Annotated in this window: 12 protein-coding genes; 6 read left to right on the top strand and 6 right to left on the bottom strand. The window is 62.8% G+C overall.

Features of this window, described 5'->3' with window-relative positions; translation table 11 throughout:
* Positions 1-32: 32 nt before the first annotated feature.
* Positions 33-557 (bottom strand): MarR family winged helix-turn-helix transcriptional regulator, encoded by a 525-nt coding sequence (locus ACIOMR_RS14895; protein ID WP_003219677.1) that lies wholly within the window; start codon positions 555-557, stop codon positions 33-35.
* A gap of 120 nt (positions 558-677) precedes the next feature.
* Here ACIOMR_RS14895 and ACIOMR_RS14890 point away from each other — a divergent pair, with 120 nt between their 5' ends.
* Positions 678-1,478 carry an SDR family oxidoreductase gene (locus ACIOMR_RS14890; RefSeq protein WP_003219675.1) on the top strand — a complete coding sequence of 267 codons (801 nt, stop codon included), beginning with the start codon at positions 678-680 and terminating at the stop codon, positions 1,476-1,478.
* A 14-nt stretch (positions 1,479-1,492) separates the two neighbouring features.
* Here ACIOMR_RS14890 and ACIOMR_RS14885 read toward each other — a convergent pair whose 3' ends face one another.
* On the bottom strand, positions 1,493-1,747 hold the full coding sequence (locus ACIOMR_RS14885) for a hypothetical protein (protein WP_003219674.1): 255 nt from the start codon (positions 1,745-1,747) through the stop codon (positions 1,493-1,495).
* Positions 1,748-1,833: 86 nt separating this feature from the next.
* The gene (locus ACIOMR_RS14880; protein WP_003219672.1) at positions 1,834-2,139 is read right to left on the bottom strand and encodes a putative quinol monooxygenase; all 306 of its coding nucleotides are present in this window, start codon (positions 2,137-2,139) and stop codon (positions 1,834-1,836) included.
* 152 nt (positions 2,140-2,291) lie between these two features.
* Here ACIOMR_RS14880 and ACIOMR_RS14875 point away from each other — a divergent pair, with 152 nt between their 5' ends.
* Positions 2,292-4,007, top strand: coding sequence for an amidase (locus ACIOMR_RS14875; protein ID WP_401194924.1), 1,716 nt, complete (start codon positions 2,292-2,294; stop codon positions 4,005-4,007).
* Here ACIOMR_RS14875 and ACIOMR_RS14870 read toward each other — a convergent pair.
* The 3 genes from ACIOMR_RS14870 to ACIOMR_RS14860 all read right to left on the bottom strand — a co-directional run bounded on the left by ACIOMR_RS14870 (position 3,998) and on the right by ACIOMR_RS14860 (position 7,828).
* Positions 3,998-4,273 carry a hypothetical protein gene (locus ACIOMR_RS14870; RefSeq protein WP_003219667.1) on the bottom strand — a complete coding sequence of 92 codons (276 nt, stop codon included), beginning with the start codon at positions 4,271-4,273 and terminating at the stop codon, positions 3,998-4,000. The two genes, ACIOMR_RS14875 and ACIOMR_RS14870, sit on opposite strands and share 10 nt — an antisense overlap.
* A 138-nt stretch (positions 4,274-4,411) precedes the next feature.
* The gene (locus tag ACIOMR_RS14865; protein ID WP_401194921.1) at positions 4,412-6,562 is read right to left on the bottom strand and encodes a phosphocholine-specific phospholipase C; all 2,151 of its coding nucleotides are present in this window, start codon (positions 6,560-6,562) and stop codon (positions 4,412-4,414) included.
* A 54-nt stretch (positions 6,563-6,616) separates the two neighbouring features.
* Positions 6,617-7,828, bottom strand: coding sequence for a DNA-binding transcriptional regulator (locus tag ACIOMR_RS14860; protein WP_003219663.1), 1,212 nt, complete (start codon positions 7,826-7,828; stop codon positions 6,617-6,619).
* 153 nt (positions 7,829-7,981) lie between these two features.
* Between ACIOMR_RS14860 and xylA the strand changes: the two genes are divergently transcribed.
* From xylA to ACIOMR_RS14840, 4 genes are all read left to right on the top strand, one after another.
* A complete protein-coding gene (gene xylA / locus ACIOMR_RS14855) occupies positions 7,982-9,298 on the top strand; it encodes a xylose isomerase (protein ID WP_401194918.1) in 1,317 nt (438 codons plus the stop codon).
* Positions 9,299-9,355: 57 nt separating this feature from the next.
* Positions 9,356-10,357, top strand: coding sequence for a D-xylose ABC transporter substrate-binding protein (gene xylF / locus ACIOMR_RS14850; RefSeq protein ID WP_003219660.1), 1,002 nt, complete (start codon positions 9,356-9,358; stop codon positions 10,355-10,357).
* Positions 10,358-10,425: 68 nt separating this feature from the next.
* Complete coding sequence (gene xylG / locus ACIOMR_RS14845) at positions 10,426-11,985, top strand: D-xylose ABC transporter ATP-binding protein (RefSeq protein WP_401194915.1); 1,560 nt, start codon at positions 10,426-10,428, stop codon at positions 11,983-11,985.
* The gene (locus tag ACIOMR_RS14840) at positions 11,986-13,122 is read left to right on the top strand and encodes a sugar ABC transporter permease (RefSeq protein ID WP_003219656.1); all 1,137 of its coding nucleotides are present in this window, start codon (positions 11,986-11,988) and stop codon (positions 13,120-13,122) included.
* Positions 13,123-13,423 lie beyond the last annotated feature (301 nt).

The raw sequence follows: 13,423 nt of genomic DNA, 5'->3' as shown, positions 1-13,423 counted from the left end.
ACGGCGTCTGTCTAATAACCAAAGGATCTGACTTATGCCTGCGCGGATCGGCTGTTGTAGTCCGCCAGAAATTCTTCCGAGGCGACATGGTCTGCCATGCCCCGCAGCTGCGCGGCCGAATCATGCCCCAGCACCTCCTCTACCCGGTTATTGGCCGCCGCCCAATACACCAGCGCCTCACTGAACAGCGCTTCGCCCTTGGGCGTGAGCACGCAGCGTTTGGTGCGCTTGTCCAGGGCATCCGGGCGCAGCTCGACAATCCCGTCGCGCACCAGCGGCTTCATCGCATGGGTCAGCGCCGACATCAGGATCGCCAGGCGTCCGGCCAGCTCCTGCAACGTCGGCCCTGCCTGCTCATCCACCGCCGCCCACCGGGCGATTTCACCCAGCAAGCCGACCTGCGTAGCCTTCAGGCCAATCGGCGCCAGCGCTTCGTCATACAGTTGGCCCAGCCGTCGGGCGGCACGGCGCAGTGCGTTGTTGGTGCATGCCACGTCACCCAGCAGGCTCAAAAGGTCGGCGCGGGCATCAGGCTTGTCAGTCTTGTGTGTTGGCATTTTCAGATCCTCCATGCCGGTAGAATGATTGAGTACTAAACCATTGACAAGGACAAACGCCAAGCCTATAACTTGAGCCCTCAACAATATTGGTTGAGTACTCATCTATTGGAGCCGTTCATGTCGACCCCTGCTTCCACAAAAATTGCCCTGATCACGGGTGCTTCTTCAGGTATTGGCGCTGTGTATGCCGACCGATTGGCAGCCCGTGGCTACGACTTGATCCTGGTCGCCCGTCGTGAAGACCGCCTCGAAGCCCTGGCGGCGAAGATCACTCAAGCCTACGGGCGCCAGGTCCAGACCATCGGCGCCGACTTGGTAAACCCCGCGGACCTGGCCCGTGTTGAAAGCCTGCTCGCCGGCAACCCGGCGATCCAGGTGCTGGTGAATAACGCCGGCCTGGCCCGCCTGCATCCGCTGGCTCAATCCTCGGTCGAGGATTCCACGACCCAGATCGCCCTGAACATCACCGCCCTCACCCGCCTGACCCACGCGGCGCTGCCGGGCATGCTGGTGCGCAATGAAGGCTTGATCATCAACGTGGCATCGGTGTTGGGCGTGCACTCGCTGCCGGTCAGCTCGGTGTACAGCGGCACCAAGAGCTATGTCCTGGCATTCAGCCGTGGCTTGCAATCGGAACTGGCGGAAACCGGGGTGAAGGTGCAGATCGTGTTGCCGGCAGCCACCGCTACCGAGATCTGGGACGCGTCGGGCATTCCGCTTTCCGCCCTGGAACAGGAGTCGGTCATGACCACCGAAAACCTGGTGGACGCGGCACTGGCCGGGCTGGATCAGGGTGAGACGATCACCTGGCCGTCGGTGGCCGATGGTTCGTTGTGGGAGACCTATGATGCGGCGCGTGGTGCGTTGTTTGCGGCCACGCAAACAGGCAAGCCGGCGCCCCGGTATGGGATTGTCTGAGGCGCCAGCCGGTTTTATTGAATACCGATGGAAATGCGCCGCACAGTCTGCTCCTCACGGGGCAGGCTGATGTCGCCTTCGTAGGTGCACTCGCGGCCGGTGCAGCTGTTTTCCACGGTCACCGGCGCAAGGCTTTTGACCGGAAAGCGCGGCTTGGGCTCAGCCTGCGGCGTGAGCGGTACAGCGCTGAGGACAGGTGCCTCGTAGGTCAGGTCCAGGCTGGACGCGTGGGCCTGGGTGGCCAGAACGGCGAGCAGTGCGCTCGCCATGACAGTCCTTGTAAACAACATCGAAATCTTTCCGGGCAGCAAAAAATGAAGGGGCAATGATAACCCCTTGAGCTGCCGGGTTGAAGTCAACGTGCCTGGACGGCAGGTTCCAGCACCAATACGTTGGAGGGGCCCGCACGGAATGTCGGGTTGTGCTTCGCGGCTTCCAGCATGTGCGGCGCTGCGTGGTGATCCTTGAGCGCCGCCTTTGAAGCCCACGTCTCGATCAACACAAAACTGTCGCTGTTGCCCTCGACCGGATGCAGGTCGTACTGGATGCAACCGGCTTCGGCCCGGACCAGCGGAGCGAGCCCGGCAAAGGCCGCCAACTGGTCCGCACCCCGGCCAGGCTGGGTATTGATGATGACGACAAGCCGCACTTCATCGGACATAAACAGCACCGTTATCGATAAGGAAATTGAGGCGCCACAGTAAGGGATGCCATTCTCTGGCGCTATGAAAAATCTATCAGTAAGCTACTTTCACTGATTGGATTGAGTCAGCACTCAAGCCCTCCCCCTTTTCTGCACCCGGCGATAACCACGTGATCGAAGTAACCGAAGTTTCCATTGCCCAGCTGCGCACTGCGCTCGAATCCGGCCAGACCACGGCGGTTGAACTGGTCGAGGCTTACCTCGCCAGGATCGACGCCTACGACGCCCCCACGACTGCCACCGCGCTCAACGCGGTGGTGGTGCGCAACCCGCAAGCGCTGGAGGAAGCCCGGGCATCCGACGCACGCCGGACCAGCGGCACAACCCTGGGCCCGCTCGACGGCATTCCCTACACGGCCAAAGACAGCTACCTGGTCAAGGGCCTCACCGCCGCTTCCGGCAGCCCGGCTTTCGCGAACCTGGTTGCCTACCGCGATGCGTTCACCATCGAGCGACTGCGGGCAACAGGCGCCATTTGCCTGGGCAAGACCAACATGCCGCCGATGGCCAACGGCGGCATGCAGCGCGGCGTATATGGCCGGGCCGAGAGCCCGTACAACGCCGACTACCTCACCGCACCGTTCGCCTCGGGCTCCTCCAACGGCGCCGGCACGGCGACTGCGGCGAGCTTCGCGGCGTTTGGCCTGGCGGAAGAAACCTGGTCCAGCGGGCGCGGCCCGGCGTCCAACAATGGCCTGTGTGCCTACACCCCGTCCCGTGGCGTGATCTCGGTGCGCGGCAACTGGCCGCTGACCCCGACCATGGACGTGGTCGTGCCTTACGCCCGGACCATGGCCGACCTGCTTGAAGTGCTCGACGTCGTGGTCGCAGAAGACCCCGACACACGCGGCGACCTGTGGCGGATGCAACCCTGGGTGCCGATCCCCGGCGTCGCCTCTGTACGCCCGCAATCCTATGCAGACCTGGCCGCGACCGGCGATGCACTCGCTGGCAAACGCTTCGGCGTGCCGCGCATGTACATCAACGCCGACCCCGAGGCAGGCACCAGCGACGCCCCGGGAATCGGCGGCCCTACTGGCCAGCCAATCAAAACCCGGGCCTCGGTGATCGAACTCTGGGAAGCTGCGCGCAAGGCACTTGAAGCCGCCGGCGCAGAAGTGGTCGAGGTGGATTTCCCGCTGGTCTCCAATTGCGAAGGCGATCGCCCGGGCGCACCGAAAGTGTTTACCCGAGGCCTGGTGTCCAAGGAATTCCTCCACGATGAATTGTGGGAACTGTCGGCCTGGGCGTTCGATGATTTCCTGCGGGCCAACGGCGACCCTGCGCTGAACCGCCTGGCGGATGTCGACGGCCCGAAGATCTTCCCCCACGACCCCGGCACCCTGCCCAACCGCGAAGACGACCTGGCCGCCGGCATGGACGAATACGTGCGCATGGCCGAGCGCGGCATCACGCCGTGGGACAGGATCAGCACCGTGCCCGCCGGCCTGCGCGGCCTGGAACAGACACGACGCATCGACCTTGAAGACTGGATGGATAACCTGGGGCTGGATGCGGTGATTTTTCCGACAGTCGCCGACGTAGGTCCGGCGGATGCGGATGTGAATCCCGCGTCGGCGGATATCGCCTGGAGCAACGGAGTGTGGGTCGCCAACGGCAACCTCGCCATCCGCCATTTGGGCGTGCCGACAGTGACGGTGCCCATGGGCGTCATGGCCGACATCGGCATGCCGGTGGGGCTGACATTTGCTGGCCGGGCGTATGACGATTCGGCGCTGCTGCGATTGGCATCGGCCTATGAGTCGACGGGCAGCAAGCGCCTGGTGCCGCCGCGCACGCCGGCGCTGGTGGCTCGTCAGGACTGATTGATTTCGCTGCTGATCTTGCGCATCAACCGATCGGCTTCCGACCCGGGTTCAAATCGAAAGCCACGCATCTCATCGAGGAGCAGGCAATCGCTGATGGCCTCCCAAAGTTGCTCTTGGGTCGGCTTGTTGCGCAACAGTATGTATGAAAGCAGCAGGCGTTCGAGGGGAACGCCTCGAATACAGGCCGTTTCAATGATTGCCAGCAGGATAAAGCGCAGTCGAACTTCCCGCTCCGTGGGCCAAACCGTTTTTCGCTTACCCAATGCCGGGCCTCAGTGTCAGGAAAAGCGTGAGGCTATGGCCCAGAGGGGTGGCGTTTCAAGCGCTGCATGGGGAGAAAGCCCTGCTCCTACACAAAACAGGGAAAAAGCCCACGAAATCACCCCGCAGATCAACAGCCTTTACCCACGCTTGCCCATCAACGGATCACTGATGCTATGCGCCCCCGTCTCGATTCGCCCCGCCACCCGCCGCACCCAACCATGCTCGTCGCGTAGCTTGAAGTCATACCAGCCTCCATTGGGCTGGCAGGAGAACGTGCGCTGCACACGACCGCCGCCCGCAATCTCGAGCAGCCACGGCCCCTGCCTGGTGTAAGGGCAACGCTCGATGGTGATTGAGGCCGCACGCTTGCCGGGGTTGACCAGGGTCAGCAGCAAGGTGTCGCCGTGATACGCCAGGGATAACTCCGGCTCGCGACGCTGCAGGTGCCCCTTGAACGAACGGTGGAACCCATTCGGCCCCAACAGCCAGAGCTTGTAGGCGCCCGCGACTTGCCAGGTGTCACTGAGGTGTTTGCCGGCTTCCACCGTGTAGCGGCGCGGTACCTCGTCCAGGTGCAGGCGGTCGTAGACGTGGAACACCACGCCCTGTTCGCCATTGTTGAAGAAGTCCAGGCTCACCGAACTGGCGCGACGGTCAACCGAGCCTTCAACGTTCAACTGGTACGGCAGCGCCCGGGATGGCCGCGCCATTCGTGCCTGGAACGGCGCCTGTTGCTGGCCTACCGTCGGCAGGGCGACCTGGGGCAGCTGCTCCTGGCGTTGACGCAGGGAGTCGGCGGCCTGGCGGCTGATGGTGTGCAGCGGCGGCAGGGTCTCGGTGTTGGGGTTGACGAAGTTGAAGGCCGAGGTGAGGTCGCCGCACACCGCCCGGCGCCAGGCGCTGATATTGGGTTCGCGCACGTGGAAACGCTTCTCCAGAAATTGCAGCACGGAGGTGTGATCAAACGCCTGGGAATTGACCCAGCCACCACGGCTCCACGGCGACAGCACCAGCATCGGCACTCGCGGCCCGGGGCCGTACACCCCGCCGTCCGGCGCGGGTTGCTGGCTAGAGCCGGGCGGTGCCGGGTGGGTGAAGATCTCGCTGTCGAACTTCACCGTGGACTTTCCGGCAAAGCTGCCGTCCAGGCGTTTGGACGGGGCTGACGGCGACGGCACGTGGTCGAAGAAACCGTCGTTTTCATCGTAGTTGACCAGCAGCACCGTCTTGCTCCACACGTCCGGGTTGGCGGTCAGTGCCTTGAGGATTTCCTGGGTGAACCAGCCGCCTTGCACCGGGCTGGAAGGCCCGGGGTGTTCGGAGTAATCGGCCGGCGCCACCAGCCAACTCACCTGTGGCAGGCGCCCGTCGTTCACGTCCTTGCGAAAGCCCTGGATGATCGATTCCAGGTCGCTGCCGCTGACCGCCGGCAGGGTGTTGCCATTGCCTTTGTACAACGGCACGCGGGCGTTCAGTTGATCGCTGTAGGGCACAAAATCCTTGAAGTCTTTCGGTGGCACGGCGGGGTTGCCGGCCGCGACGCTGGCCGCACGAAACTGGCGAAACCCGGCCAAGGGGTTGTCGCCAAAGTTATCCGGCAGGTACTGGTAAACCTTCCAGCTCACACCCGCTTCTTCCAGGCGCTCGGGATAGGTTTTCCAGGTGTAGCCCACGCCCACCGCACCGGGGCCGTCCCATTCGTTGACCACCGCCACCACATTTGCACCGGTCGGGCCGTTGGTGCCGGTCCAGTGGAACAGCCGATTGGGATTGGTACCTGCGTGTACCGAACAGTGGTAGGCGTCGCACAGGGTAAAGGTGTTGGCCAGGGCGAACTGGAACGGCACTTCCTGCTCACGGTAGTAACCCATCGAGGTGGGTGTCTTGAACGTTGGCCAGGCGTTCATCCGGCCGCTGCTCCAGGCGGCGTGCTCGTCGACCCAGGAATGCGGCGTGCCGCTGACCCGCTGCGCGTTGCCACGGGAGCTGTCCAGGTGATAGGGCAGGATCCGCCGCCCAACGCCCTGCTGCTCCCACACCCGGTGCCCGCCCGGCAGTGGAATGGTGAAGCGGTCACTGAACCCGCGCACACCCGGCAAGGTGCCGAAGTAGTGATCGAAGGAGCGGTTTTCCTGCATCAGGATCACCACATGTTCGACGTCCATCAGGGTGCCGGTGCGGTTGTTGGCGGGGATCGCCAGGGCCTGGCGAATGGAGTCGGGCAACAGGGTGTAGGCGGATCCGATGGCAGCTGCTTGCAACAACGTTCTGCGTGTAAGAGTCGGCATAAGACGATTCAATCCCTTGAAGTTCTGGAGCGAGGCTCAGGACAAAATAGGGACTCAAGGCGACAAAGAAATGACATCGCTCGAATCGCGCTCGACCTGCCCCACCTGGTACTCCCTCGGCGTACACCCGAACTCGCGCTTGAACACCGTGTGCAGGTACTGGGCGGATTTGAACCCGCAGTCATAGGCAATATCCGCAATCGCGGCCCTGGTATTTTCCAGGCTGGAAACCGCAGCCGCGAGTTTGAAGCGCAGGATTTCATCGTGGACGCTGCGGTTCAGTTCGCTGCGAAAATGCGCTTCCAGGGACGACCGCGACACGCCGACGTAGTTGGCGACCTGGGCAGTCTTGATGCCCTGGCAGGCGTACTGGCGAATGAAATGCAGCGCCTGCATCACGTAGGGATGGCCGAGGGGTTGGTGCAGGCTTGAGGTCTGCACGTTGACCGCTTCCGGCGGCACCAGGATCTGGCTGCCTGCCGAAGGCATGCCGTGCAGCATCTGGTGCAGCAGGCGCGCGGCAGTGCGGCCCATTTTTTCAGTGCCCTGGATCACCGAGCTCAGCGGCACGCGGGTCAGGGTGCGGGTCAAGGGGTCGTTGTCGATGCCGATCAGTGCCACTTGCTCCGGCACCGGGATGCCGGCGGTGAGGCAGGCCTGCAGCAACTGGCGGGCACGGGCGTCGCTGACCGCGATGATGCCGATGGGTTTGGGCAGGCTGTGCAACCAGGCAATTTGTTGCTCCACCGCCGAGTCCCACAGCGGCGCGCTGGTGCCGAGCCCGCGATACACCTCCACCGGCAAGCCATCGCGCTCCAGCAGGCGGCGGAAGGCTTTTTCGCGCTCCTGGGCCCAACGGTTGATATCGGCTTCAGGCAGGCTGAAACAGGCAAAGCGCGTCAGCCCGGCTTCGATCAGGTGTTCATAGGCCAGCTTGATCAGGGCGAAATTGTCGGTGGCCACGTACGGAGTATGCCGTGGGTAAGCCCGCTCATCCTCATAAGACCCGCCCACCGCCACCACCGGCACATGCACACCCGCCAACGCGGGGCCCATCGCCGGGTCGTCGAAGTCGGCAATGATCCCATCGCCATGCCAGCGCTCGATACCCTTGAGCCGGCAGACGAAGTCCTCTTCCAGGAACAGATCCCACGACACCCGCGTACTGCTCAGGTAGTTGCCGATCCCGGTGATGATGCCGCGATCATAGATCTTGTTGCCATTGAACAGCAGGGCAATCCGGTGCACAGGCGGGACAGTTTTCACAGGGGCGGCTCCATGCGATATGTCGAGCCACTATGCGCGCAAAACCACTCAAAATCGAACCCCGCTCTGGTGATTTTCATAATCGGTTGGCCGGGGGCCGTTGCTAGTATCGAGGCAAGGTTAACGTGCACTCATAACAACAAGGATCTGGCGATGCCCTACTTTCCCGCGGTCGAAAAAATCCTCTATGAAGGCCCCGATAGCGACTCTCCCCTGGCCTTCCGGCACTACGATGCAAACAAGCTGATCCTCGGCAAACCGATGCGCGAGCACCTGCGGATGGCCGCGTGTTACTGGCACAACTTCGTCTGGCCCGGCAGTGACATGTTCGGCTCCGGCACCTTCCAGCGGCCCTGGCAGCAACCGGGGGAAGCCCTGCAAGTGGCACGCGGCAAGGCCGAAGCGGCGTTCGAGTTTTTCTCCAAGCTGGGCATCGACTACTACAGCTTCCACGACACCGACGTGGCCCCCGAAGGCGAAAGCCTGGCGGAGTACCGCGACAACTTTGCGCGGATGGTCGACCAGCTCGAAGGCCATCAGGAACAGACCGGTATCCGGCTGCTGTGGGGCACTGCCAACTGCTTCAGCAACCCGCGCTTTGCCGCCGGCGCCGCCAGTAACCCGAACCCGGAAGTGTTTGCCTATGCGGCGGCCCAGGTATTCAGCGCGATGAATGCCACCCACCGTCTCAAGGGCTCCAGCTATGTGTTGTGGGGCGGCCGCGAAGGCTACGAGACCCTGCTCAATACCGACCTCAAGCGCGAGCGCGAGCAACTCGGGCGGTTCATGCGCATGGTGGTCGAGCACAAATACAAGATCGGCTTCACCGGCGAGCTGTTTATCGAGCCCAAGCCACAGGAGCCCACCAAACACCAATACGACTACGACAGCGCCACCGTGTTTGGCTTCCTGCATCAGTTCGGCCTGGAGAAAGAGATCAAGGTCAACATCGAGGCCAACCACGCCACCCTCGCCGGCCACAGTTTTCACCATGAGATCGCCACCGCCGCGTCCCTGGGCATTTTCGGCAGCATCGACGCCAACCGTGGCGACCCGCAGAACGGCTGGGACACCGACCAGTTCCCCAACAGCGTCGAGGAGCTGACCCTGGTCACCTACGAGGTACTCAAGGCCGGTGGCTTCAAGGGAGGTGGCTACAACTTCGACTCCAAGGTACGCCGCCAAAGCCTCGACGAAGTGGACCTGTTCCATGGCCACGTGGCCGCAATGGACGTGCTGGCGCTGTCCCTGGAACGCGCCGCCGCCATGGTGCAGAACGACGCCCTCGAACAGTTCAAGGCCCAGCGGTATGCCGGCTGGGACCAATCCTTCGGGCGTGCCGTGCTTGGCGGCGACTTCAGCCTGGCGTCGCTGGCCGAGCATGCCTTCAGCCACCAACTGAACCCACAAGCCGTGAGTGGCCGCCAGGAGATGCTCGAAGGCGTAGTGAATCGCTTTATCTACCCATGACCGCTACGCTCCAGGTCCAGCAGTGCGTCTAAACAACAATAAAAGGGACTCACCATCATGAAACACCTGAAAACCGTCTTGCTCACCAGCGTTCTGGCACTGCTTTCCAATTCGGTCATGGCCGACGCGGCCCATCCGAAAATCGGTTTTTCCATCGACGACCTGCGCCTTGAACGCTGGGCCCGCGACCGTGATTATTTCACCGCCGCCGCCGAACAACTGGGGGCCAAGGTCTACGTGCAGTCGGCGGACGCCAACGAACAGCGGCAGATCTCGCAGATCGAAAACCTGATCTCCCGGGGCGTCGACGTGATTGTGATCGTGCCGTTCAATGCCACGGTGCTGAACAACGTGGTGGCCGAGGCCAAGAAAGCCGGGGTGAAAGTGCTGTCCTACGACCGGCTGATTTTGAATGCCGATATCGACGCCTACATCTCCTTCGATAACGAAAAGGTCGGCGAGATGCAGGCCCAGGGCGTGTTGAACGCGCAGCCTAAAGGCAATTACTTCCTGCTGGGCGGCGCACCTACCGACAACAACGCGAAGATCCTGCGCCAGGGCCAGATGAAGGTGCTGCAGCCTTCGATCGACAAGGGCGACATCAAGATTGTCGGCCAGCAATGGGTCAAGGAGTGGAACCCCACCGAAGCCCTGAGCATTGTCGAAAACGCCCTGACCGCCAACAGCAACAAGATCGACGGCATCGTCGCCTCCAACGACGCCACCGCCGGCGGCGCGATCCAGGCCCTGGCGGCACAAAAACTCGCGGGCAAGGTGCCGGTCTCGGGCCAGGATGCCGACCTGGCCGCGATCAAGCGCGTGATCGCCGGCACCCAGACCATGACCGTCTACAAGCCCCTGAAGCTGCTGGCGTCCGAGGCGGCCAAGCTCTCGGTACAACTGGTGCGTGACGAGAAACCGGCCTACAACTCGCAGTACGACAACGGCAGCAAACAGGTGTCGAGCATCCTGCTCAAGCCGACCGCGTTGACTAAAGACAACGTCAACGTGCTGGAAGAAGACGGGTTCTACACCAAAGCGCAAATCGCCGGGCAGTAAGCGTACGGCTCACTGCAGGGGCGGCTTGAGGCCGCTCCTGCCTTTTCGCTGTGGAATGAGTGCCCGCCATGTCCGACTACCTGCTGGAAATGAACAACATCGTCAAGACCTTCGGTGGCGTCAAAGCCCTGAATGGCATCGACATCAAGGTAAAACCCGGGGAATGCGTAGGGTTGTGCGGCGAGAACGGCGCCGGCAAATCGACCCTGATGAAAGTGCTGTCGGCGGTGTATCCCCATGGCACCTGGGACGGCGAAATCCTTTGGGACGGCCAGCCGTTGCGCGCCCACTCCATCGCCGAAACCGAAGCCTGCGGCATCGTGATCATCCACCAGGAATTGACCCTGGTACCCGACCTCTCGGTGGCCGAAAACATCTTCATGGGCCACGAGCTGACACTGCCCGGCGGGCGCATGAACTACCCCGCCATGATGCACCGTGCCGAAGCCCTGATGCGCGAGCTGAAAGTGCCGGACATGAACGTCGCCCTGCCCGTTTCGCAATACGGCGGCGGCTACCAGCAACTGGTGGAAATCGCCAAGGCCCTGAACAAGCAGGCGCGCCTGCTGATCCTCGACGAACCCTCCTCGGCGCTGACCCGCTCGGAAATCGAGGTGCTGCTGGACATCATCCGTGGGCTCAAGGCCAAGGGCGTCGCCTGCGTGTACATCTCCCACAAGCTCGATGAGGTCTCGGCCATCTGCGACACCATCGCGGTGATCCGCGACGGCAAACACATCGCGACCACGGCCATGGCCGAGATGGACGTGTCGCGCATCATCACGCAGATGGTCGGCCGTGAGATGAGCAACCTCTACCCCACCGAACCCCATGCGGTCGGCGAGGTGCTGTTCGAGGCGCGCAACATCACCTGCCACGACGTCGATAACCCGAGCCGCAAGCGGGTGGACAATGTCTCGTTCAGCCTGCGCCGTGGCGAAATCCTCGGCATCGCCGGGCTGGTGGGCGCCGGCCGCACGGAACTGGTGTCGGCGCTGTTCGGCAGCTACCCCGGGCGCTACCAAGGCGAGGTGTGGCTGGATGGCAAACCGATTGATACACGCACGCCGCTGAAGTCGATTCGCGCCGGGCTGTGCATGGTCCCGGAAGACCGCAAGCGCCAGGGCATCGTCCCGGACCTGGGCGTTGGGCAAAACATCACCCTGGCGGTGCTGGACCGTTTCTCGCACCTGACGCGCATCGATGCCGAGGCGGAACTGAGCAGCATCGAGCAGGAAATCAAGCGCATGCACCTGAAGACGGCGAACCCGTTCCTGCCGATCACCAGCCTGTCCGGCGGCAACCAGCAGAAGGCCGTATTGGCCAAGATGCTCCTGACCAAACCTCGGGTGCTGATCCTCGACGAACCGACCCGTGGCGTGGACGTGGGCGCCAAATATGAGATCTACAAATTGATGGGCGCGCTGGCGGCCGAAGGCGTGTCGATCATCATGGTGTCTTCGGAGCTGGCCGAGGTGCTGGGGGTCTCCGACCGGGTGCTGGTGATCGGCGAGGGCCAGTTGCGCGGCGACTTCATCAACCAGGGCCTGACCCAGGAACAGGTGCTCGCCGCCGCCCTCAGCCAACCGAACGGGCATGACAATAATAATGATCGGAAGTCCGCGTAAATGAACCAGGTCAAACAGCTCTTCACCCGCTACAAAATGCTCGCCCTGTTGATCGCCGTGGTGCTGATCTGGGTGTTTTTCAGCTGGCAGACCGAAGGCGGTTTCCTGACCCCGCGCAACCTGTCGAACCTGCTGCGGCAGATGTCCATTACCGGCATCCTGGCCTGCGGCATGGTGCTGGTGATCATCAGCGGCGAGATCGACCTGTCGGTGGGCTCGATGCTCGGTTTGCTCGGCGGCGTCGCGGCGATCCTGGATGTGGTTTATCACATTCCCCTGCCGCTGAACCTGGCCATCGTCGCCCTCTGTGGCTTGCTGATTGGCCTGGGCAACGGCTACATGACCGCGTACCTGCGCATCCCCTCCTTCATCGTCGGCCTGGGCGGCATGCTCGCGTTTCGCGGGGTGCTGCTGGGCATTACCGGCGGCACCACGATTGCACCGGTTTCGCCACAACTGGTGTACATCGGCCAGGGTTACCTGCCGACGGTGGTCGGGGTTATTCTCGGCGTGCTGCTGTTCGGGCTGGCGATATTCCTGACCTGGCGCCAACGCCACAACCGCGCCCTGCACGGCTTGGCGCTGCCGTCGATGCTGCGCGACAGCGTGCGCGTGGTGTTGATCGGTTTCGTGCTGGCCGGCTTCGTCTACACCCTCAACAGCTACGACGGCATTCCCGTGCCGGTGCTGCTTCTGCTGGTGCTGCTGGGGGTGTTCAGTTACGTCACCAGCCAGACCGTCTTTGGCCGGCGCATCTACTCGGTGGGCAGCAACATGGAAGCCACGCGCCTGTCGGGGATCAACGTGCAGGCGGTCAAACTGTGGATCTTCGGGATCATGGGCGTGATGTGCGCCCTTGCCGGGCTGGTCAACACCGCGCGCCTGGCGGCGGGTTCACCTTCGGCGGGCAACATGGGCGAACTGGATGCTATCGCGGCGTGCTTTATCGGCGGTACATCGATGCGCGGCGGTTCGGGCACGGTGTACGGCGCCCTGCTCGGCGCACTGGTGATCAGCAGCCTGGACAACGGCATGTCGATGCTCGACGTGGACAGCTACTGGCAGATGATCGTCAAGGGCAGCATCCTGGTGCTGGCGGTGTGGGTGGATGTGAGTACGCGGACGGGGCGTCGTTGAGGTTGGGGCAATGGCATGGAGCTTGCTCTTGACCAGCAGGCGGCCGATATCGGCCTCGACTTGAGCAGAAACGACCCACGAGGCACATGCCATGCACAGTTTGTTCTTTGCAACCGCTCAGATGATCAACGGCCGCGTACAGTCCGTTGATTCCATGGACAAACATCAGGACCCAAGGGCAATGCCCCTTGAACTGCAGGCAAAGCTTGGCATCGCCCTTGGGCTGCTGGCCCTCGGCAGCTGTTTCGCGCTGTGGTTGATCGGCGCCTGAGCCTGCCCCAAAAAGAGGCCGGTGTTACCG

This window comes from Pseudomonas sp. NPDC087814, from assembly GCF_044742865.1.
Lineage (GTDB): Bacteria > Pseudomonadota > Gammaproteobacteria > Pseudomonadales > Pseudomonadaceae > Aquipseudomonas.
Note: the sequence above shows the minus strand (reverse complement) of the source record. Positions and strands in the feature narration are given on the sequence as shown.